Origin of the sequence: Micromonospora sp. RTP1Z1, assembly GCF_033804685.1 — a bacterium.
Lineage (GTDB): Bacteria > Actinomycetota > Actinomycetes > Mycobacteriales > Micromonosporaceae > Micromonospora.
Map to the genome: position 1 here is coordinate 1 of NZ_JAPFQV010000030.1, position 20,691 is coordinate 20,691.

The 20,691-nt window shown below is 73.0% G+C and carries 17 protein-coding genes; 4 read left to right on the top strand and 13 right to left on the bottom strand.

The genetic code is table 11. The features are described from left to right. Nucleotides 1-716: 716 nt before the first annotated feature. The 4 genes from uvrC to rsgA all read right to left on the bottom strand — a co-directional run bounded on the left by uvrC (nucleotide 717) and on the right by rsgA (nucleotide 7,660). A complete protein-coding gene (uvrC, locus tag SLP03_RS16565; RefSeq protein WP_319461494.1) occupies nucleotides 717-2,657 on the bottom strand; it encodes an excinuclease ABC subunit UvrC in 1,941 nt (646 codons plus the stop codon). A 141-nt stretch (nucleotides 2,658-2,798) separates the two neighbouring features. Next, nucleotides 2,799-3,287 (bottom strand): Rieske (2Fe-2S) protein, encoded by a 489-nt coding sequence (locus tag SLP03_RS16570; RefSeq protein WP_319461495.1) that lies wholly within the window; start codon nucleotides 3,285-3,287, stop codon nucleotides 2,799-2,801. 152 nt (nucleotides 3,288-3,439) lie between these two features. Continuing rightward, nucleotides 3,440-6,385 carry an excinuclease ABC subunit UvrA gene (gene uvrA / locus SLP03_RS16575; protein WP_319461496.1) on the bottom strand — a complete coding sequence of 982 codons (2,946 nt, stop codon included), beginning with the start codon at nucleotides 6,383-6,385 and terminating at the stop codon, nucleotides 3,440-3,442. Nucleotides 6,386-6,580: 195 nt separating this feature from the next. After that, nucleotides 6,581-7,660, bottom strand: a complete 1,080-nt coding sequence (rsgA, locus tag SLP03_RS16580; RefSeq protein WP_319461497.1) for a ribosome small subunit-dependent GTPase A — start codon at nucleotides 7,658-7,660, stop codon at nucleotides 6,581-6,583. A 179-nt stretch (nucleotides 7,661-7,839) separates the two neighbouring features. On the opposite strand from rsgA, the gene SLP03_RS16585 reads away from it, so the two are divergent. Continuing rightward, complete coding sequence (locus SLP03_RS16585) at nucleotides 7,840-8,556, top strand: maleylpyruvate isomerase family mycothiol-dependent enzyme (protein ID WP_319461498.1); 717 nt, start codon at nucleotides 7,840-7,842, stop codon at nucleotides 8,554-8,556. Nucleotides 8,557-8,563: 7 nt separating this feature from the next. Beyond that, nucleotides 8,564-9,217: an MBL fold metallo-hydrolase gene (locus tag SLP03_RS16590; RefSeq protein ID WP_319461499.1), complete on the top strand. Its 654-nt coding sequence runs from the start codon at nucleotides 8,564-8,566 to the stop codon at nucleotides 9,215-9,217. A 21-nt stretch (nucleotides 9,218-9,238) separates the two neighbouring features. Here the strand turns inward: SLP03_RS16590 and SLP03_RS16595 are convergent, their stop codons facing one another. Continuing rightward, nucleotides 9,239-9,862, bottom strand: coding sequence for a DedA family protein (locus SLP03_RS16595; RefSeq protein WP_319461500.1), 624 nt, complete (start codon nucleotides 9,860-9,862; stop codon nucleotides 9,239-9,241). A 98-nt stretch (nucleotides 9,863-9,960) separates the two neighbouring features. Continuing rightward, on the bottom strand, nucleotides 9,961-10,647 hold the full coding sequence (locus SLP03_RS16600) for a class I SAM-dependent methyltransferase (protein ID WP_319461501.1): 687 nt from the start codon (nucleotides 10,645-10,647) through the stop codon (nucleotides 9,961-9,963). Between the two features lie 173 nt (nucleotides 10,648-10,820). On the opposite strand from SLP03_RS16600, the gene SLP03_RS16605 reads away from it, so the two are divergent. Then, complete coding sequence (locus tag SLP03_RS16605) at nucleotides 10,821-11,024, top strand: cold-shock protein (protein ID WP_161690055.1); 204 nt, start codon at nucleotides 10,821-10,823, stop codon at nucleotides 11,022-11,024. A gap of 50 nt (nucleotides 11,025-11,074) precedes the next feature. Here the strand turns inward: SLP03_RS16605 and SLP03_RS16610 are convergent, their stop codons facing one another. The 6 genes from SLP03_RS16610 to SLP03_RS16635 all read right to left on the bottom strand — a co-directional run bounded on the left by SLP03_RS16610 (nucleotide 11,075) and on the right by SLP03_RS16635 (nucleotide 17,850). Beyond that, complete coding sequence (locus tag SLP03_RS16610) at nucleotides 11,075-12,364, bottom strand: MFS transporter (protein WP_319461502.1); 1,290 nt, start codon at nucleotides 12,362-12,364, stop codon at nucleotides 11,075-11,077. Continuing rightward, a complete protein-coding gene (locus SLP03_RS16615) occupies nucleotides 12,361-12,936 on the bottom strand; it encodes a metalloregulator ArsR/SmtB family transcription factor (RefSeq protein ID WP_319461503.1) in 576 nt (191 codons plus the stop codon). Before SLP03_RS16615 ends, SLP03_RS16610 begins: the two co-directional genes overlap by 4 nt. 39 nt (nucleotides 12,937-12,975) lie before the next feature. Further along, nucleotides 12,976-14,658, bottom strand: coding sequence for a CocE/NonD family hydrolase (locus SLP03_RS16620; protein ID WP_319461504.1), 1,683 nt, complete (start codon nucleotides 14,656-14,658; stop codon nucleotides 12,976-12,978). Between the two features lie 5 nt (nucleotides 14,659-14,663). Beyond that, entirely contained in the window at nucleotides 14,664-15,179 is a 516-nt protein-coding gene (locus SLP03_RS16625; RefSeq protein ID WP_319461554.1) for a MarR family winged helix-turn-helix transcriptional regulator, read from the bottom strand. Nucleotides 15,180-15,419: 240 nt separating this feature from the next. Continuing rightward, on the bottom strand, nucleotides 15,420-16,298 hold the full coding sequence (locus SLP03_RS16630) for a lytic transglycosylase domain-containing protein (RefSeq protein ID WP_319461505.1): 879 nt from the start codon (nucleotides 16,296-16,298) through the stop codon (nucleotides 15,420-15,422). A 142-nt stretch (nucleotides 16,299-16,440) separates the two neighbouring features. Next, complete coding sequence (locus SLP03_RS16635; RefSeq protein ID WP_319461506.1) at nucleotides 16,441-17,850, bottom strand: DedA family protein; 1,410 nt, start codon at nucleotides 17,848-17,850, stop codon at nucleotides 16,441-16,443. Between the two features lie 134 nt (nucleotides 17,851-17,984). On the opposite strand from SLP03_RS16635, the gene typA reads away from it, so the two are divergent. Beyond that, complete coding sequence (gene typA / locus SLP03_RS16640) at nucleotides 17,985-19,853, top strand: translational GTPase TypA (protein ID WP_319461507.1); 1,869 nt, start codon at nucleotides 17,985-17,987, stop codon at nucleotides 19,851-19,853. A 111-nt stretch (nucleotides 19,854-19,964) separates the two neighbouring features. On the opposite strand, the gene SLP03_RS16645 is transcribed toward typA, so the two are convergent. Next, nucleotides 19,965-20,627, bottom strand: coding sequence for a class I SAM-dependent methyltransferase (locus SLP03_RS16645; protein ID WP_319461508.1), 663 nt, complete (start codon nucleotides 20,625-20,627; stop codon nucleotides 19,965-19,967). Nucleotides 20,628-20,691: the final 64 nt, after the last annotated feature.

Consider the following 20,691-nt stretch of genomic DNA (forward strand, 5'->3'; position numbering starts at 1 on the left):
CGGCGGCGTGGGCGGCGATCGCGGGGCCGGCGATGCCACCGGCGGTGGCGGCGAGGCCGGCAGCGGTCAGGGCGGTCTTACGGATCAGATCGGTACGCATGTTGGCGTGCTCCTCTGCGTTGGGGGACGGGGCGACGTCCGCGGGGGGGTGCGGACGCGCCGCGCACAAAAAAGGGGGGAAAGAAGTTCAAGGGGATCTGCCCGGCGGCGGTGGCCTGCTCGGGTGTCCGAGGGGGTGTAACCATCCGGGCCGGCGACGCATTCCATCCGGCGTCCGGGGGGCGCGACCCGGGGGGGTCTGCGCTGGGGGGTGTAACCATCCTCGGCGGGCCGGTGTTCCCACGGCCCGGGGGGCGGGCGGGGGCACCGGGCACGGGTTCCTCGGTGGTATGCCATGTTCAACGACCCGACCCCGGCCGGCATTCCACCCCCGGGGTGGCCCTACCCACTGGACGGCACGTCACAGACCGGACAATCTGCCCGCCGGGGCGCATCCCGATCCGGACACCCGGCACGCCACCGGCCGGGCGGCGAACGGCCTCACGGACGGCGCGCAGTGCGAACGTCGGGATCTCTCAGCCCGCAGCGGTCGTGGCCTCGGGGTTTGACGCACCCCGTACGCGCGGGATTTCCCACGCCGGGGGCGCGCCACGGACGGTAACTTGAGGCGGCGCATCCCCTCCAGTTCAGCCGAGGAACCGGGCTTCCTCGGCCGCTCAGGAAGTCGGGGACGTCCGGGTGCTGTCGTCCAGGGCGGCCAGGATCGCCTCGGCGGTCCGCTTGCCGACCCCGGGGACCTCGGTGATCTCCTCGACCGTGGCGGCGGAGAGCCGCTTGAGCGAGCCGAAGTGCCGCAGCAGCGCCTTGCGCCGTACGTCGCCCAGCCCGGGGACGTTGTCCAGCGCCGACTCGGTCATCCGCTTCGAGCGCCGCTGGCGGTGGAAGGTGATGGCGAAGCGGTGCGCCTCGTCGCGGACCCGTTGCAGCAGGTAGAGCCCCTCGGAGGTGCGCGGCAGGATGACCGGGAACTCGTCGTCGGGCAGCCAGACCTCCTCCAGTCGCTTCGCCAGCCCGCATAGCGCCACGTCGTCGATGCCCAGCTCGGCGAGGGCCTGCGCGGCGGCGGCGACCTGCGGCGCGCCGCCGTCGACCACCACCAGCTGCGGCGGGTACGCGAACTTGCGCGGCCGACCGGTGGTCGGGTCGATGCCGGGGCGGTCCGGGTCGCCGGCGGTCTCCTCGCCGATCTCCCCGGTCTCGGCGCGGACGTCCAGGTAGCGGGCGAAGCGCCGGCGCAGCACCTCGGACATGGCGGACAGGTCGTCCGTGGCGCCCCGCACGATGAACCGACGGTATTCGTTCTTGCGGGGCAGCCCGTCCTCGAAGACGACCATGCTGGCCACCACGTCGGTGCCCTGGATCTGGGAGACGTCGAAGCACTCGATGCGCAGCGGCGACGTCCGCATGCCGAGCGCGTCGCTGATCTCGTCGAGCGCCTTGCTGCGCGTGGTCAGGTCGCCGGCCCGCTTGAGCTTGTGCCGGGTGAGGGCGTCCTTCGCGTTGCGCTCCACGGTCTCCAGCAGCGACTTCTTGTCGCCGCGCTGGGGCACCCGCAGCGACACCCGGCTGCCCCGATGGCTGGAGAGCCAGTCGGCGAGCGCGTCGGCGTCGGCGGGCAGTTCGGGCACGAGCAGCTCGCGGGGCACGTCGCCCTCGCCCTGCTCTCCGCCGTAGACCTGGGTGCAGAAGTGATGCACCAGGTCGCCTGCGCTCAGCTCCTCGGTCTTCTCCACCACCCAGCCGCGCTGTCCGCGGACCCGGCCGTCCCGGACGTGGAAGACCTGGACGGCGGCTTCGAGCGGATCGTCGGCGAAGGCCACCACATCGGCGTCGGTGCCGTCGCCGAGCACCACGGTCTGCTTCTCCATCGCCCGCCGCAGGGCGGCGACGTCGTCGCGCAGCCGGGCGGCCCGCTCGAACTCCAACTGCTCGCTGGCCTCGGTCATCTCCCGTTCGAGCCGTCGGACCATGGTGTCGGTGCGGCCGGCCATGAAGTCGCAGAACCCGTTGACGATGTCGCGGTGCTGCTCGGCGGAGACACTGCCGACACACGGCGCCGAGCACTTGCCGATGTAGCCCAGCAGGCAGGGACGACCCACCTGGCCGGCCCGCTTGAACACCCCGGACGAGCAGGTCCGCGCCGGGAAGACCCGGAGCAGCAGGTCGAGCGTCTCGCGGATCGCCCAGGCGTGCGAGTACGGCCCGAAGTAGCGCACCCCCTTGCGCTTGGCGCCCCGCATCACCTGGAGCCGCGGGTACTCCTCGTCGAGGGTGACGGCCAGGTAGGGGTAGGACTTGTCGTCGCGGTAGCGGACGTTGAACCGCGGGTCGTACTGCTTGATCCAGGTGTATTCGAGCTGGAGCGCCTCGACCTCGGTGCCGACGGTGACCCAGTCGACCGACTCGGCGGTGGTGACCATCTGTTGGGTGCGCTGGTGCAGGCCCCACAGGTCGGCGAAGTAGGAGTTGAGCCGGCTGCGCAGGTTCTTCGCCTTGCCGACGTAGATGACCCGGCCGGTGCCGTCGCGGAAGCGGTAGACCCCTGGCGACTCCGGGATGGTGCCGGGCGCGGGACGGTAGGTCGAGGGGTCAGCCACGCCAGCAAGCCTAGTCCGCACCCCCGACACCCGGCTCCGTCGCCACACGCGCCTCCAGCCTCGGCCGTCCGGCGATGTCGATCATGGAGCTGGCGGCGGTCGATCAGGTCGACGACGCCCGCCAGCGCCCATGACCGACGGTCAGGCGAGGGAGATCTGTTCGCCGTTGACCTTGACGTTCTTGGCGGCCAGCGGGCGGGTGGCCGGGCCCTGCTTCACCGAGCCGTCGCTGATCGAGAACCTGCTGCCGTGGCAGGTGCAGTTGATGGTGCCACCGTCGACGTTCGACACCGGGCAACCCTGGTGGGTGCAGATCGGGTCGAAGCCCTTGAACGTCCCCGGCTCGGGCTGGGTGATCACCACGCCCTTGCTGGCGTACACCGCGCCACCCCCGACCGGGATGTCCGTGGTCCGGGCCAGCGGTCCGGAGGTGTCCCGGTTGCCGCCCTCGGCGTCGCCGGCCCCGGTCGCCCCCGGGCCGCCGCTGGTCGGGGCGGAGGTCCCGTCCCCCGAGCCGTCGTCGCTGCCGCAGGCCGCCAGCACGACCGACACGCCTACCGCGCCGGCGCCCGCGAGCAGGGCCCGGCGCGTCTGCGTACCCGGCCCGGTCAGCACCTGATCGTCACTCATGTTCGCCCTCTCTGTCGGCCGCCGCCGTCGTGATCTGCGGCCACGTTCCTGGACACGGATCACTGTGCCGCACGGTTCATACCGGCGCGTCACTAAATGGATATCGGAACGGGCGGACCGGTTTCCCGACCCGCCCGCGTCGTACCGTCGGCTCAGCGCGCCGCCGCCGCCACCTTGCGGGTACGCGACTTGGTCGCCACGCCGTTGGCCTTCGCCGCCCGCGACGTGGCCGCCCTGGCCCCCTTGGCCTCGCCGTCGAGCTTGAGCACCTGGCGCAGGAACTGGCCGGTGTGGCTCTCGGTCACCTCGGCGACCTCCTCCGGGGTGCCGGTGGCGAGCACCATGCCGCCCCGGTGGCCGCCCTCCGGCCCCATGTCGATGAGCCAGTCGGCGGTCTTGATCACGTCGAGGTTGTGCTCGATGGTGATCACGGTGTTGCCCTTGTCCACCAGGCCCTCGAGCACCATCAGCAGCTTGCGGATGTCCTCGAAGTGCAGGCCCGTGGTCGGCTCGTCGAGCACGTAGACCGTCCGGCCGGTGGAGCGCTTCTGCAGCTCGGACGCGAGCTTGACGCGCTGCGCCTCACCGCCGGAGAGGGTCGGCGCGGGCTGACCGAGGCGGACGTAGCCGAGGCCCACGTCGACCAGCGTCTTGAGGTGCCGGTGGATGGCCGGGATGGCGGAGAAGAACTCGGCCGCCTCCTCGATCGGCATTTCCAGCACGTCGGAGACGGTCTTGCCCTTGTAGTGCACCTCCAGGGTCTCCCGGTTGTACCGGGCGCCCTTGCAGACCTCGCAGGGGACGTAGACGTCCGGGAGGAAGTTCATCTCGATCTTGATGGTGCCGTCGCCGGAGCACGCCTCGCAGCGGCCACCCTTGACGTTGAAGGAGAACCGGCCCGGGCCGTACCCCCGGACCTTGGCCTCGGTGGTCTCGGCGAAGAGCTTGCGGACGTGGTCCCAGACCCCGGTGTAGGTGGCCGGGTTGGAGCGCGGGGTGCGCCCGATCGGCGACTGGTCGACCCCGACGACCTTGTCGACGTGCTCCAGCCCGGTGACCCGGGTGTGCCGGCCGGGGACCAGTCGGGCGCCGTTGATCTGGTTGGCCAGCACGGCGTACAGGATGTCGTTGACCAGCGTCGACTTGCCGGAGCCGCTGACCCCGGTGACCGCGATCAGCTGGCCGAGCGGGAACGAGACGGTGAGGTTGCGCAGGTTGTGCTCGCGCGCCCCGTGCACCATCAGCTCCCGGTCGGGGGTCTGCGGACGCCGCTGCTTCGGCGTCGGGATCGACCTGCGCCCCGACAGGTACGCCCCGGTGATCGACTCGGGGTTTTCCAGCAGGGCCGGCACCGAGCCGCTGTGCACGATGTTGCCGCCGTGCTCGCCCGCCCCCGGGCCGATGTCGACGATCCAGTCGGCGACCCGGATGGTGTCCTCGTCGTGCTCGACCACGATCAGCGTGTTGCCCAGCCCGCGCAGCCGGATCAGGGTCTCGATCAGCCGGTGGTTGTCCCGCTGGTGCAGGCCGATGGACGGCTCGTCCAGCACGTAGAGCACGCCGACCAGGCCGGAGCCGATCTGGGTGGCGAGCCGGATGCGCTGCGCCTCGCCGCCGGAGAGGGTGCCGGCCCCACGGTCAAGGGAGATGTAGTCCAGGCCGACGTCGAGCAGGAACTTCAGCCGGGCGTTGATCTCCTTGAGCACCCGCTCGGCGATCATCTTCTGCCGGTCGGTCAGCTCGATGCCGGCGAGCAGCTCCGCCGCCTCGCCCACCGACAGGTTGCAGACCTCGGCGATGCTCCGGCCGGCCAGGGTGACCGCGAGCACCTCGGGCTTGAGCCGGGTGCCGCCGCAGGCCGCGCAGGGCACGTCCCGCATGTAGCCCTCGTACTTGTCCCGCGACCACTCCGACTCGGTGTCGGTGTGCCGGCGCTCGATCCACTGCACCACGCCCTCGAAGCCGGTGTAGTAGGAGCGCTCGCGGCCGTACTTGTTGCGGTAGCGAACGTGCACCTGGTCGTCGGAGCCGTGCAGGATCATCTTCTGCGCCCGGGACGGCAGCGCCCGCCACGGCGTGTCGACGTCGAAGTGCTGGCTCTCGCCGAGCGCCTCCAGCAGGCGCAGGAAGTATTCCAGGTTGTGCCCGGTCGCCCAGGGCTGGATCGCGCCCTCGCGCAGGCTGCGCTCCGGGTCGGGCACGACCAGCTCGGGGTCGATCTCCTTCTTGGTGCCCAGACCGGTGCACTCCGGGCAGGCGCCGTACGGCGCGTTGAAGGAGAAGACCCGCGGCTCCAGGTCCTCGATCGCCAGGGGGTGGTCGTTGGGGCAGGCCAGGTGCTCGGAGTAGCGGCGCTCGCGGTCCGGGTCGTCCTCGGGCACGTCGACGAAGTCGAGCAGCACCAGACCGCCGGAGAGGCCGAGCGTCGCCTCCACCGAGTCGGTCAGCCGCTGCTTGGCGCTGGCCTTGACGCTGAGCCGGTCGATGACCACCTCGATGGTGTGCTTTTCCTGCTTCTTGAGCTTCGGCGGATCGGTCAGCGGGTGCACCACGCCGTCGACCCGGGCCCGGGCGTAGCCCTTGGCCTGGAGCTCGGAGAAGAGGTCGACGTACTCGCCCTTGCGGCCACGGACGACCGGCGCGAGCACCATGAACCGGGTGCCCTCGTCCATCGCCAGGACCCGGTCGACGATCTGCTGCGGGCTCTGCTTGGAGATCCGCTCGCCACAGACCGGGCAGTGCGGCTCGCCGATGCGGGCGAATAGCAGGCGCAGGTAGTCGTAGACCTCGGTGATGGTGCCGACGGTGGAGCGCGGGTTGCGCGAGGTGGACTTCTGGTCGATGGAGACCGCGGGACTGAGACCCTCGATGAAGTCGACGTCGGGCTTGTCCATCTGGCCGAGGAACTGCCGGGCGTACGACGACAGCGACTCGACGTAGCGCCGCTGGCCCTCGGCGAAGATGGTGTCGAAGGCCAGGCTCGACTTGCCCGAACCGGAGAGCCCGGTGAAGACGATCAGGGCGTCCCGGGGCAGGTCGAGACTGACGTCACGCAGGTTGTGCTCGCGCGCGCCACGGATGATCAGTCGGTCGGCCACGGTCCGTGTACTCCCGGAAGAAGAATGTGAGGCGGATCTGTCCGCTCCGAGCGGAGTCTGAGCGGTTTGCGGGCGCAGAAGAGACGCCTCGGCAACTTTAGCCCCGAGGTACGACAACATTCCGCGCCCGCACATTCCCCCAGCTCACACCGGTCACGCCGACCCGTCCGTGGTCGACGCGCGCCGCTGGTCGGCTCAGAATCCGCCCGGGGACGGCGGCGCCGTCGGACGGGCCGTCCGACGGCGTCCGCCGCGCCAGCCACCGCGACGGTCGGCGGCCAGCCGAACCTCCCGGCGGCGGCTCTCGAAGGCCACCTCCCGCTGCAGCCGGCGCCAGCTCTCCCAGCGCCGCGTCGACAGCTCCCCGCTCTCCAGCGCCTCCCGCACGGCGCAGGCGGGCTCGCCGTCGTGCGCGCAGTCGGCGTACCGGCAGCCGGTGGCCAGCTCGACGATGTCGGCGAAGGCCCGGTCCAGACCGGCCGAGCCGTCCAGCAGACCCACCGCCCGGACACCCGGGGTGTCCACCACCGCGCCCCCGAGGGGGATCGGCACCAGGGCCCGCCAGGTGGTGGTGTGCCGGCCCTTGCCGTCGACCCGACGGATCGCCTGGGTCGGCATGACGACGGCGCCGGCGAGGGCGTTGACCAGGCTCGACTTGCCGGCGCCGGAGGGTCCGAGCAGGCCGAGCGTCCGCCCGGGGGCGACGAACGGCCGCAGCGGCTCGAGCCCGACGCCGTGTTCGGCGCTGACCGGCAGCACCGGCACCCCGGGCGCGACGACGGCGAGTTGGCGGGCGAGCGCGGCCGGGTCGGCGGCCAGGTCGACCTTGGTCAGCACGATCAGGGGCCGGGCCCCCGACTCGTGGACCAGGGACAGCGCCCGCTCGATCCGGCCGACGTCCGGCGCCGGGTGCACGGGCTCGACGACCGCGGCGGCGTCGAGGTTGGCGGCGAGCACCTGCCCGCTGGCGTCCTTGCCGGCGGTCCGGCGGACCAGCGCGGTGCGCCGGGGCAGCACGGCCTCGACGGTCCTCCGCCGGTCCGGCCAGGTGCCGACCATCACCCAGTCGCCCGCGCTGGGCAGCGCGGTCAGATCCCGGGCGGCGGCGGCCACCACCCCGCCGCCCAGGCTGGCCCGGACCGGGCCGTCGGCGCAGAGCACGGTGCAGACCCCACGGTCGACCCGGGCCACCCGGCCCGGACGGTGGTCGCTGCCCCGTCGTACGTGTGCCGCCCATCCGGCATCCCAGCCGAGGGCGGTCAGATCGATGGTCATGGCATCCTCATCGGTGTCGAGGCGGAACATGGCGGAACACGCGTGCTACGACCGGCATGATCACCACCTCCACTCCGTCGTTCCGGTGCCGCGTTCGAAACCGACGGTAGGGCCCGGGCCGACGCGCCGAAAGCGATTTCCCCGGCGACGCGCGGGCGGCGGACCGCTAGGGTCGACGGGTGACCAGCGATCCCCTGTTGCTGACCGGCGAGCTGGACGACGCCACGGCCCGCCTGCTGCGTACCGTGGCCGCCTTCGACGCCGCGGACGTCGCCGCCGCTTCCCTGCTCCCCGGCTGGACCCGGGGGCACGTGCTGAGCCACCTGGCCCGCAACGCCGACGGGTTCGTCAACCTGCTCACCGCCGCCCGCACCGGCGAGCGGATCCCGATGTACGCCAGCGCGGACGCCCGTACCGCGGACATCGAGGCCGGCGCCGGTCGCCCGCCCGCCGCCCACCTGGACGACCTGCGTCGCAGCTCGGAGCGGTTCACCGAGGCGGTCGACGCGATGCCGGTCGAGGCGTGGGCGGCGACCGTCGAGACGCGGCGCGGCCCGTGGCCGGCGGCCTTGCTGGTCTGGGGCCGGCTCCGCGAGATCGAGGTGCACCACGTGGACCTGGCCGCCGGCTACCGGCCGGCCGACTGGCCGGAGGCGTTCGGCCAGCGGCTGCTGCACGAGGTGGCCACCGGGCTGGCCGGTCGGCCCGACGCGCCGGCCATGGTGCTGCGCTTCGACGGCGTCCGCCGCGAACTCGTCGTGGGCGACCCCGACGGCGCGCCCACGATCACCGCCCCCGCACCCGAACTCGCCGCCTGGCTGATCGGCCGGAGCGCGGGTGAGGTGCTCACCATCACCCCCGACGGTCCCCTGCCGACCCCACCGGAATGGATATAGCAGACCCATGACCTACAGCGGAGACGTCACGCCCGGCGGCACGCCGGCCGTACGCGAGCTCGACGGGCTCACCATCACCAAGGTGTCGGTGGGCCCGATGGACAACAACGCTTACCTGCTGCGCTGCCGGGACACCGGCGAGCAGGTGCTGATCGACGCCGCCAACGAGGCGCCCCGGCTCCTCGAACTGGTCGGCGACGGAGGGCTGGCCGCGGTGGTCACCACCCACCAGCACATGGACCACTGGGTGGCTCTGGAGGAGGTGGTCGCCAAGACCGGCGCCCGCCCGCTGGTGCACGCCGACGACGCCCTCGGGCTGCCGATCGACGCGGAGCCGCTCACCGAGGGCGACACCGTCGCGGTCGGCGACTGCGCCCTGGAGGTCATCCACCTCAAGGGGCACACCCCCGGCTCGATCGCACTGCTCTACCGCGACCCGGCCGGCATCCCGCACCTGTTCACCGGCGACAGTCTCTTCCCCGGTGGGGTCGGCAACACCGACCAGGACCCCGAGCGGTTCGGGCAGCTCGTCGACGACGTCGAGCACAAGCTCTTCGACCGGCTGCCGGACGAGACCTGGTTCTACCCGGGCCACGGCAAGGACAGCACCCTCGGCGCGGAGCGTGCCTCGCTGCCGCAGTGGCGCACCCGCGGCTGGTGAGTCCCCCGCCGGTGCGGCCGGTCAGGCGGACGCGCCGACCCCGGCCAGCGCCCGGAGCCGGCGCCGGGTGGCGAGCAGCACCGGGCCGGCGAGCAGCAGGCCGACCGCCATGGTCAGCACCGTCGGGTTCGGCGCCCCGGGCAGCAGCCCGGTCAACGCCCGGGCCGCGGTGCCGAGCAGCACATAGAGGCCCGCCCAGGCCGTCGCGCCGAGCGCGGCACAGGCCGCGAATCGCCGGTACGACATCCGCAGCCCGCCCGCGGCCAGCGGCAGCAGCGCGTTGAACACCGGCAGGAACGGCGCGACCAGCACCATCCGGCCGCCGCCGCGGCGCAGGATCACCTCGGCCGCCGCCCACCGCGACTCGCCGATCCAGCCGCCCAACCGGCTGCGCCGCAGCCGGTCGCCCCAGCGTCGCCCGGCGAGGAAGCTGAGCGCCCAGCCGGCGAGGCAGCCGGCCACCACCGCCGCCACGGTCGCCAGCCCGGTCGCGGGCCGACCGGCGCCGACCGCGGCGAGGACCGCGGCGTCGCCGGGCACCAGCACCCCGAGCAGCGGTACGGCGTCGGCGAGCATGACCATGCCGAGCGTGCTCATCAGCACGGCGGTGGGCAGCTCACCGAACTGGGCCAGCAGATCCGTCATGCCCGTACGCTATGGCCGCCGCACCGCGCGCACATCGGGTCCGATCCCCCACCGGCCCCTGATCCCGGCTCGGGGTGGACCCCGACGAGCCAACCCGGTCAGCTCGGTCGAAGCACCTGCACCCGGCGCACCGGGGAGTCCACGGACGGCTCGGTGGTGGGCACCAGATAGCTGGCCACCACCTCCAGCCGTCCCGGGGGCAGGTGTCCCCGGTCGGGGTCGCCGACCAGCACCTCGGCGCCGTCGGCGGCGGCCCGCTGCAGGAACGGCAGCACCCGTTCGGCCAGCGCGGCGTCGTAGAGGATGTCGCCGGCCACCAGCAGGTCCGCGGTCACCGTGGAGTCCAGCAGGTCGTCGGCGGTGGCGGCGACCAGCACCCCGTTGGCGCGCGCGTTGACGGCGACCGCCGCGACGGCGTACGGGTCGATGTCGTTGGCGACCACCTGGTCGGCGCCGGCGAGCGCGGCGGCGATGGCCACCAGACCCGACCCGGCCGCGAAGTCGAGCACCCGGCGGCCCGCGACCAGCTCGGGGTGGTCGAGCAGGTAGCGGGCCAGGGCCTGCCCGCCGGCCCAGGCGGAGGCCCAGTACGGCGCCGGCAGGGGATGACCCGCCGCGGCCTCCATCCGGGCCCACCAGACGATCGCGTCCTCGGCCAGGTGCAGCCGCACCTCGGGCACGAACGGGGTCTCCACCAGCCGGAGCCGGTCCAGACCGGAGCCGGGCAGGGCGATCTCCCCTTCCAGGTCGGCCAGCGCCGCGCGATCCCTCACCGGGGCAAGCATGCCCCGGGTCGGTCCCGGCCGGGTGGCTTTTCGCGCTCCGCGCAGATTCAGAGAGGGATCGCCGGCACATCCGGCAGCGGATCGCGCTCCGGGCGGCTACTGTCGTGGGGGTACAGGGCGATCATCGGCCGCGCGGTCGGTGCTCACCCGCATTGAACAGATGGAGAGATTGCATGGCAACCGGCACGGTCAAGTGGTTCAACTCGGAAAAGGGCTTCGGCTTCATCGAGCAGGACGGCGGAGGCCCGGACGTGTTCGTCCACTATTCGGCCATCGCGAGTAGCGGTTACCGGGAACTCAACGAAGGCCAGAAGGTCGAGTTCGACGTGACCCAGGGGCAGAAGGGGCCGCAGGCGGACAACGTCCGTCCGATCTAGCTCCGTGCCGGTGGCGGCGGTCGGCTTTCCGACCGCCGCCGCAGCGCATCTCAGGCCGGTTCCGGCGCCGCCGGCAGGTCGCGTCGCCGCCGCAGCGGCCCGACCAGCAGGATCAGCGGGGTCACCGCCAGCCAACCGGTCATCACCCAGATCGCTCGACCAGGCCCGTACGCGGCGCCGATCGCCCCGGCCAGCACCGCCGACAGCGGGATCATCCCGTAGTTGAGCAGTTGCATGCTGACGGTCACCCGACCGAGCAGCGCCTGCGGGGTGTACGTCTGCCGGAAGCTGCCCTTGACGACGTTGCCAACGGCGACGGCGAGGCTGACCACGACTCCGCCGAGGAGCAGCCAGGCCACCCTGAGCCCGGGCCCGGCGAGCGGGATGAGCAGGGCGGGCGGCCCGGCGCCCAGGGCGGCCAGCAGCATCGCGCGGGCGGTGCCGAACCGGCGGGCGACGGCCGCCGCGATGGCCGCGCCGACGATCCCGCCCAGGCTTGCCAGGCCGATCAGCAGCCCGACCAGACCCGGTGACAGCCCCGCCGAGCGGATCAGGAAGACCACCAGGACCGCCTGGTAGCCGGTGAGCCCGATGTTGCTGGCGGCCCCGAAGACGGTCATCACCCGCAGGTACGGGTCGCCGCTGACGAAGCGGATCCCGGCCGCCACCTCCCGGCGCAGCGACGGCGGCCCGTCGACGCGGGGTGGCCGGTGCTCGACCGCGCGGATTCGCCCCAGGCAGGCCGCGGAGACGAGGAAGCTCAGCGCGTCGAGCAGCAGGGCGGTGACCGCCCCGGCGAGCTGGGCGATCAGGCCGGCCAGCCCCGGACCGACGACGTAGCTCGCCGTCTGCGTGGCCTGCAGCTTCGCGTTCCCCTCCGGCACCTCCCCCGGATTTAGCAGGGTCGGCAGGTACGCCTGGTCGGCGGTCTCGAAGAAGACCCGGGCCAGGCCGGCGCCGAGCGCGACGGCCAGCAACTGGGCGATGGTGAGCACCCCGAGCGCGGCGGCCACGGGGACGCTGAGGAACAGCAGGGCCGACACCAGGTCGCAGACGATCATCACCGGGCGGCGGCGCAGTCGGTCGACCCAGGCCCCGGCCGGCAGACCGACCAGCAGCCAGGGCAGCCACGCCGCGGCGGTGAGGACCGCGACCTGGAAGGTGGTCGCGTCCAGCACGGCCAGGGCGACCAGCGGCAGCGCCACCGTGGTGACGTTGCTGCCGATGCTGCTCACCGCCTGCCCGGTCCAGAGCAGCCGGAAGTCCCGGTGCCGGAACAGTCCGCCCCGTCGCCGTGCGCGGGTGGGGGCCGGGGTGCGGCTCGTGGTGGGCGCGCTCACGGCTGCGCCGGGACGCCGTACGCGAACAGGAAGACCGGTTCCCGTCGCCGCCCGTCGTCGGGCACCTCACGATCGCCCCACCGGGCGAGCAGGTCGATCACCTCGCGCCCCAGCTCGGCCAGCTCGTCGGGGGTGAGGTGCAGCCAGCGGTCGGTGGAGAACGGCCCGTCGCTCCAGGCGGCCTGCGCCTCGTCGGTGGCGGCGTGCCAGGCGCGGGCGAGGGCCACCTGCCGGTCGAGGTTGAGCGAGGTGGCGGCGTCGGCGACGGCCCGGGCGGCGGGGTCGGCGTCGAAGTCGGCGTTGGACCAGCGCACGCCCCGGCTCTGCAGCTGCCACCATCGCTCCCGGCGGTCCCGGGCCAGCTCGGGAGCCTCGGTGACGAGTTCGGCGGTTGCCAGCACCTTGAGGTGGTGGCTGACGTTCGCCGACGCCTGGCCGGTCCGCTCGGCGAGCAGGCCGACCGTCGACGGGCCGTGCACCTTGAGCACGTCCATCAGGCGACGGCGGAGCGGGTGGGCGAGCGCGGCGAGGACAAGGGAGTCGGTCACCTGTCGGACATTCGGGTTCGGCATGCACCCACCCTGACACCGGCAACGGTAGTTCCGCAATAGTTATTGCGGAACTACCGTTGCATAACTGGGAGCAGACTGTGGACCGACGTCGACGAGCGGCAGGACGAGCGCCGACGGGTGCTCCGGATCGTGCAGGATCTCCCGCCTCCCGGCACGCAGTGTGACGGCCGTGCCGAGCGGCTCGCTTGTGCCCGGGTTGCGCGCGTACCGCGGGTGGGCGCCGCCGGAGACCTGGACCCGCAACCGGTGCCCGGCGGTGAACCGGTGCGCGGTCGGCCAGAGGGTCACCGGCACCCGCACCACGCCGGACGGACCGGTCGGGAAGCGGCCCGGCGCGACCCGGACCAGACCGTCGCAGACGTTCCAGGAGCGCCCCCGGCGGTCCACGTCGCACAGCCGCACGAAGACGTCCAGGTAGGACAGTTCGCTGCGGACGTGGATCTCGGCGTGGACCGGGCCGACCACTTCGACCGGCGCGTCGAGCGGCGCGCTGGTGTAGGTCAGCACGTCCGGCCGGGCCTCCACGGGCCGGTTGTCCACCGCGCCGGCCCGTTGGGCGACCAGGAGCGGACCGCCGAGCGACGGCGTGGGATCGGCGGGGTCGTACCAGATCGGGTCCGGCGCCGACGGGGTCGGCGGGTCCGGCGCGAGGGCGCCCGCCGGGTGCAGGTGCCACCGGGTCGCCACGGCCGGCGGGGGCCAGTCGGACAGGTCCCGCCAGCCGCCGCCCGCTCCCCCGACATGCACCCGCACCGGCGCGGTACGCGCCACCGGGTGACCCGCCAGGTGCTCGTCCAGCCAGTCGAGGCCGTCCCGCAGGGCGGCTACGAAGAGCCCGGGGCTGCCGTGGGTCCAGGGTCCGATGGTCAGCCGCGGGTCGGCCCCGGCGGCCCGCAGCGCGGCGTAGTCGTCGAGCTGGGCGGGGAGGAAGATGTCGTGCCAGCCGCTGATCATCGCCACCGGGGCGCGCACCTCGGCGATCCGGTCGCCGAAGATCCGGGGCCGCCAGTAGTCGGCGTCCGGGGTGTGGTGGCGCAGCCACTCCTGGAAGAAGGGCACGGTGGCGCCGGTGGCGATCCGGTCGGCCTCGGCCAACGGCAGGTGGGCCAGCGCGGCGGTCAGCCGGGGCTGCCCCCGCTTGAGTTCCCACTGCCGGGCCAGCCACGGCACGGTCTGCGCCTGGAGCAGCTCCGCCCAGGTCAGCACCGTGTCCAGGGCGAACGACTCGCCGGCGTACGTCGAGTCACGGGTGCCCGAGGCCGTCACCACCGCGACCATCGCCCTCAGCTCGTCGGCCGCCTCGGCGGCCACGGCCCACTGCACGAAGCCCTGGTAGCTGGCGCCGAACATGCCGAACGCCCCGGACCACCAGCGCTGCCGGCGCAGCCACTCGACGGTGTCCAGGCCGTCGTCGCGCTCGTGCACCAGCGGCGCGAACTCCCCGCCCGAGCCGTACGTGCCCCGGCAGGACTGGATGACCACGTGGAAGCCGCGTTCGGCGGCGAGCCGGCCCAGCAGCCGTACCGGCCCACCCCGCCCGTAGGGCGTACGGATCAGCACGGTGGGCGCGCCGGGCAGGTCCGGGGCGTAGTGGTCGGTGCGGAGCGTGACCCCGTCGCGGACCCGGACCGGGATGTTCCGGGTCACCGTGACCCGCCGGCTCCGGGCGGCGGGCAGCCGCAGCACCGCGGTGGCGAGTCGGGCGGCGAGCCGGGCGAACATGTCGGTCAGTCCGTGGTCCGGCGTGGCGACTCCGGGCGGGCCGCCCGCACCGCGTCGCGATGTTCGCGCACTGAGGCGCTCATCTCGGCCATGAACCGGTGGACCACCGCCAGCTCGTCGTCGCTGAACCGGGCCATCACCTGGTCGGTCCGCGAGCCGAGCGGCTGGAAGAACTCCATCGCCAGGGCGGCGCCCCGGTCGGCGCAGTGCAGGAAGACCTTGCGCCGGTCGGCGGTGTCCCGGTCACGCCGGATGTGCCCGGCCCGCTCCAGCCGGTCGACCAGGGCGGTGACCGAGCCGGAGGAGAGGTTGAGCTGCTCCCCGAGCCGCCCGGGGGTGATCGGGTCGCCGGCCAGTTCGGCATCCATCACGGCGATCAGCGCGTGCAGGTCGGTGGCGTTGAGCCCGTGCAGTGCGGCGAAGGCGTGGCCGACGTGTTGCGCGTCCACCGAGTAGCGCCGCAGGTCGTTGGTGATGTCCGAGGCCATCCGCCCGCGGGGGTCGTCCCGCCGCCGATACATGCCGTGCGATGCCACGGTCGATTCCCCCTGTCGAACAGGCCGGGTCAGCAGCATAGAACGCTGCCGACAATCTCGCCGGTCAAGATGCTTTGATTTCGAGTTGCCGGGCTGGACCCGTCGTCGGCACGACGTGCTGCTCGACACCATGCTGGTGGGCCGAGCCGGCCGTCGCGCGGGACTGATCGGCTCCGGGCACGAAGGAACCGCGGCGAGGTGCTCGCCGCGGCCCCTGCTGAGGCGTCAGTAGGTCAGGCAGACGCACTCGGTCATCAGCGCGCGCACGTTGCGCACGTACTGCGGGTTGGGGATGGTCAGCGGCTCGCCCTCCCGGGCCACCGCGTTGTGCCCGTAGTTGTATGCCGAGATGACGGCGTTGAGCAGGCAGGAGTTCAGCTCGCCCGTGCAGAGCGAGGCGTCCAGCCGGTAGTCGGCCTCGAAGTACATGTCGCCGATGTACTTGGTCAGCCAGGCGAGGTAGTTGGCGCCCAGGTAGGCGTTGTCCCGGTAGTCGGCGATGTCGTACGACTGGCCGAAACGCTGGTTCATCCAGTCCGCGGTGGCCGGCATGGTCTGCATCAGCCCGATCCCGCCGTCGCAGGCCACGATGTTGGACTGCCAGCCGCTCTCCTGCCAGGCGGTCGCCTTGAGCAGATCGAGCGGGATGGCGATGTCCGGCGCGGAGGTCGGCCAGTAGGTTCGGGCGGCGGCGTCACCGAGTGCCGACTTGACCTGGCTACGGGTCGCCTGGGTGCCCTTGTAGGTGGGCTGGCAGCCGCTCGGCGCCGGCTTCGGCGGGGGCGGCGGGACCCGCGTCTCGGTCGGCGGCTTCGGGGTGGACAGCGGTCCCGCCGCCGTCCTGCTGGGCTTCGGCTTCGGCTTCACCGTCGGCTTGCCGCTCGGGCTGGCCTTCACGCTGGGCGCCAGGCCCATCGCCTCGACCGCCGGCGGCGCCTCGCTCGGCCGGTCGGCGGGCGCCCCGACGGACGCTTCCGTCGGCAGCGCGACGGGGGCGGCCACCTCCCGGGGCACGGATTCCGCTCCACCGCACCCGGTGATCCCGCCGGCCAGCATCAGGCCGGCCACCACCGTGGCACCCACCCGACCCATCCCTCGACGCATCTGAATCCTCCCGTGGCTGTGCGCCGGACCATAGCAAGGAGCGGCCGGGTCGCGGGGACCCCGAAGTCGTTCACCATCCTGGCCGCCGACGCCCGTCCAACCTCGGCGCGCCGGCCCCCGGCGGCTCCCCTGCCGGCTGTTCCTACCGTGCGTGCTGGTCGGGAGCCGCGATCGGCTCGTCGCCGGTCGGCCCGGCCGCCGACCGTCCGTCGCCGACCGCCCGGTCCCGGGTCGCCCAGGCGACCATGAACACCGCCGTCCAGGCCATGCCGAGCAGGACGGCTGTGGCAGTGCCGCTGGCCGTGCTCCAACCGAGATAGAGCCGGGCGCCGCCGATCGCCACCACACCCGCGACGGCGACGGTCCAGGCGGCCACCGTCGCCGGCCACGGCGCTCCCCGGGAGAACAGCCAGGCCAGCGTGCCGAGGCTCGCCGTCACCACCGCGTTCTGGGTCGGAAACAGGACAGCGGCGTCGCCCGACCCGCCCGGTCCGGTCAGGTCGGCCACCACGGCCAGCACCACCAGCGGCACGAACGCCCCCGCCGTGCCGACGACGCTGAGCAGGTCGGCCCGCCAGGGCCGGTGCCGCCAGGCCAGCACGGCGGCGACCAGCGCGACCACGGCGATCAGGAACGACCCGCGCAGCACCGAGGCCGCGGTCGACGCGGCGTGGACCACCCCGGGGGTACGCCGGTCGGCGAACCAGTCGGCGAGGAGGCCGTCGACCACCGCGAGCCCGCTGTACCGCACCCCTGCCTCCAGCGCGAAGGCGATGGCCAGCCCGGCGGTGAAGAGCAGCAGCAGGCCGGCGGCGAGATTGAGCAGCAGCGTCCAGGCCGGTCCGATCCGCGTGGTGAGCAGGAAGAACAGCACCCCGTAGCGGGCCCGCAGCCAGCGCAGCGGCGGCAGCGCCGCGGCCCGCGCCGCCAGGGCCCGCGCCGGGTCGGGGTTGCGGCCCAGCCACCGGCCGGCCAGCACCACGGCCACCAGGCAGAGCAGCAGCACCAGGACCGCGCCGGTGGCCTGGCCGAGCAGGTGGGAGACCCGCTCGTACGACTCGCCGGCGAGGTAGCCGAGCAGGACGGAGGCGCCCACCCAGGTGATCACCCCGCCGAGGCTCCACGGTGCGAACCGCCGGTACGGCAGGCCCGCCGCGCCGGCCAGCCGGGGCGCCAGGGTGCGGGCGAAGGCCACCCAGCGGGCGGCGAGGAAGCCCCGCCCGCCGAGCCGGGCGAGCAGCGCGTCGGCCCGGCGCCAGCGCTCGGGACCGATCCGGGCCCCGAGGCCGGAGGCACGCAGCCGGGGGCCGTACCGGCGGCCGGCGCGGTAGGCCAGTGTGTCGCCTATCACGGCAGCGCCCGTCATCACCAGCAGCGCCGGAATAATCCGCAGCGTCCCCGCGTACGCTAAGAAGCCGACCAGCAACAGGGTCGCCTCTCCCGGCACCAGCAAGCCGAAGATCACCGCCGTCTCACCTGCGACGATCGTCGCGGCGACCAGGTAGATCAGCAGGGACGGTAGGCCCTGCAGCGACATCAGCAGGTCAGGCATCCGGTCCCCAGCAGCACGGGGGCCAGCATGCCAGCCGCTGGAACGGTCGGAACAGCAGTTTCGGCATAGATCCGGGCGATCTCGGGGTGACCCCGACGCGCGTCCCGGCAACCGTAGACAGGAGTATGGAGGGTATGCAGCTTCGCACCGACCTCCGCAACGTCGCCATCATCGCCCACGTCGACCACGGCAAGACGACCCTGGTCGACGCCATGTTGCGGCAGGCCGGCGCCTACGGCGCCCGCGGCGAGACGACCGAGCGGGTGATGGACTCGGGGGACCTGGAGCGGGAAAAGGGCATCACCATCCTGGCCAAGAACACCGGCGTGCACTACCTGCCGGCGGACGGGTCCGATCCGGTCACCATCAACATCATCGACACTCCCGGCCACGCCGACTTCGGCGGCGAGGTCGAGCGGGGCCTGACCATGGTCGACGGAGTGATCCTGCTGGTCGACGCCAGCGAGGGCCCGCTGCCGCAGACCCGGTTCGTGCTGCGCAAGGCCCTCAAGGCCCGACTGCCGATCATCTTGGTGATCAACAAGGTGGACCGGCCGGACGCCCGGATCAAGGAGGTCGTGGACGACACCTACGAGCTCTTCCTCGACCTGGACGCCGACGAGGAGCAGATCGACTTCCCGATCGTCTACGCCTGCGCCCGCGACGGCATCGCCTCGCTCACCGAGCCCGCCGACGGCTCGGTGCCGAACGACAGCACCTCGCTCGAGCCGCTGTTCCGCACCCTGCTCGACACCATCCCGCCGCCCGCGTACGACGATGGCGCGCCGCTGCAGGCGCACGTCACCAACCTCGACGCCTCGCCGTTCCTCGGCCGCCTCGCGCTGTGCCGGGTCCGCCAGGGCACCATCCGCAAGGGCGCGACCGTGGCCTGGTGCCGCACCGACGGCAGCACCCAGCGGGTGCGCATCTCCGAGCTGCTGATGACCGAGGGCCTGGAGCGCAAGTCGGCCGACTCGGCCGGTCCGGGCGACATCATCGCGGTCGCCGGCATCCCGGAGATCATGATCGGTGAGACCCTGGCCGACGCGGAGAACCCGATCCCGCTGCCGCTGATCACCGTCGACGAGCCGGCGATCTCGATGACCATCGGCACCAACACCTCGCCGCTGGTCGGCCGGGTCAAGGGCGCCAAGGTCACCGCCCGGATGGTCAAGGACCGGCTCGACAAGGAGCTGGTCGGCAACGTCTCGCTGCGGGTGCTGACGACCGAGCGGCCGGACGCCTGGGAGGTGCAGGGTCGTGGCGAGCTGGCGCTGGCCATCCTGGTCGAGCAGATGCGCCGGGAGGGCTTCGAGCTGACCGTCGGCAAGCCGCAGGTGGTCACCCGGGAGATCGACGGGAAGACCTGCGAGCCGGTGGAGCGGCTGACCATCGACGCCCCGGAGGAGTACCTCGGCGCGATCACCCAGCTGCTGGCCACCCGCAAGGGCCGGATGGAGCAGCTGGTCAACCACGGCACCGGCTGGATCCGGATGGAGTGGCTGGTCCCGGCCCGCGGCCTGATCGGCTTCCGCACCGAGTTCCTCACCGACACCCGGGGCACCGGCATCCTGCACCACGTCTTCGAGTCGTACGAGCCGTGGTTCGGCGAGCTGCGCACCCGCCAGAACGGCTCCCTGGTCGCCGACCGGACCGGCGTGGTGACCCCGTTCGCCATGATCAACCTGCAGGAGCGCGGCCAGCTCTTCGTCGAGCCGACCACCGAGGTGTACGAGGGCATGATCGTCGGGGAGAACTCCCGCTCCGACGACATGGACGTCAACATCACCAAGGAGAAGAAGCTCACCAACATGCGGGCGTCGAGCTCCGACGAGACCGAGAAGCTGATCCCGCCGCGCAAGCTGTCGCTGGAGCAGGCCCTCGAGTTCTGCCGCGAGGACGAGTGCGTCGAGGTGACCCCGGTCGCGGTGCGCATCCGCAAGGTGGTGCTCGACCAGGCCCTCCGCGGCCGCGCCGCCGCCCGCCGCAAGCACGCCGGCTGACCCACCCGCACCACCTCCGGAGCCCGGACCGCCCCAGGCGGCCCGGGCTCCGCCGTCTCCCGACCCGCCCCCTCGCCTCCAACCCGGCCGGGCCGGGGTGCCCGACGGGGGTCAGCTGGGTTTGGTGGCGAGGAGGGCGAGGACGTCGGGGACCGGGCCGGAGCCGGACTCCGACACCCGGGTCAGGGTGAGGCCGGCGTCGGTCACCGCGTTGAGCAGGTCGGCGAGCGGGACGTGCCAGGCGCCCACCCTTGCCCGGACACCGTGCGGCGACCAGGCGCGGAAGCTGCGGCGACGCTCGGCGTACCCGCCGTCGATCACGATCCGCTCCGGGTCGGAACGGTCGGCGAACGCCCCGGTGAAGCAGGGGTGCACCCCCACATGGACGAAGCGCCCGCCCGGGGCGAGCACCCGGGCCGTCTCGGCGATCACCGCGGGGTAGTCGGGCAGGTCGGTGTGGCCCAGCACGCAGGTGACGGCGGGCACGGTGGCAGCGGCGACCGGCAGCGCCGCGACGTCGCCGCGGGCCACCGGCAACCGGCGCCGCGCGTGGCGTAGCTGGCCGGCCGACAGGTCGACCCCGAGCGGGTCCCAACCGAGCCGGCGCAGCTCGGCGGTGTGCACGCCGGTGCCGCAGCAGAGGTCGAGGCACCGGCCGGGGCCCGGTCCGAGCAGGTCGGCGAGCTGGCGACGGACCCGGTTCATGTAGTCGGCGGAGGTGTCGGTGGCGAACTGCTCGTACCAGTCGGCGATGGCGTCGTACGCGGCGGTCATGTCCGCACGCTAGGACTTGCGGGCGGTGTACCGCTGCCCCGTGGGGCCTGATGATCGGCTACGG

Coding starts and splice junctions, on each gene's coding strand:
- SLP03_RS16620 (WP_319461504.1), bottom strand. CDS start 14,658: ATGTTCGCCCGGCTCGCCGCCCGACTCGCCACCGCGGTGCTGCGGCTG.
- SLP03_RS16630 (WP_319461505.1), bottom strand. CDS start 16,298: ATGCGTCGAGGGATGGGTCGGGTGGGTGCCACGGTGGTGGCCGGCCTG.
- SLP03_RS16615 (WP_319461503.1), bottom strand. CDS start 12,936: ATGCCGAACCCGAATGTCCGACAGGTGACCGACTCCCTTGTCCTCGCC.
- rsgA (WP_319461497.1), bottom strand. CDS start 7,660: ATGACCATCGATCTGACCGCCCTCGGCTGGGATGCCGGATGGGCGGCA.
- typA (WP_319461507.1), top strand. CDS start 17,985: ATGCAGCTTCGCACCGACCTCCGCAACGTCGCCATCATCGCCCACGTC.
- SLP03_RS16600 (WP_319461501.1), bottom strand. CDS start 10,647: ATGCTTGCCCCGGTGAGGGATCGCGCGGCGCTGGCCGACCTGGAAGGG.
- SLP03_RS16625 (WP_319461554.1), bottom strand. CDS start 15,179: ATGTATCGGCGGCGGGACGACCCCCGCGGGCGGATGGCCTCGGACATC.
- SLP03_RS16590 (WP_319461499.1), top strand. CDS start 8,564: ATGACCTACAGCGGAGACGTCACGCCCGGCGGCACGCCGGCCGTACGC.
- SLP03_RS16570 (WP_319461495.1), bottom strand. CDS start 3,287: ATGAGTGACGATCAGGTGCTGACCGGGCCGGGTACGCAGACGCGCCGG.
- SLP03_RS16635 (WP_319461506.1), bottom strand. CDS start 17,850: ATGCCTGACCTGCTGATGTCGCTGCAGGGCCTACCGTCCCTGCTGATC.
- SLP03_RS16605 (WP_161690055.1), top strand. CDS start 10,821: ATGGCAACCGGCACGGTCAAGTGGTTCAACTCGGAAAAGGGCTTCGGC.
- SLP03_RS16645 (WP_319461508.1), bottom strand. CDS start 20,627: ATGACCGCCGCGTACGACGCCATCGCCGACTGGTACGAGCAGTTCGCC.
- SLP03_RS16595 (WP_319461500.1), bottom strand. CDS start 9,862: ATGACGGATCTGCTGGCCCAGTTCGGTGAGCTGCCCACCGCCGTGCTG.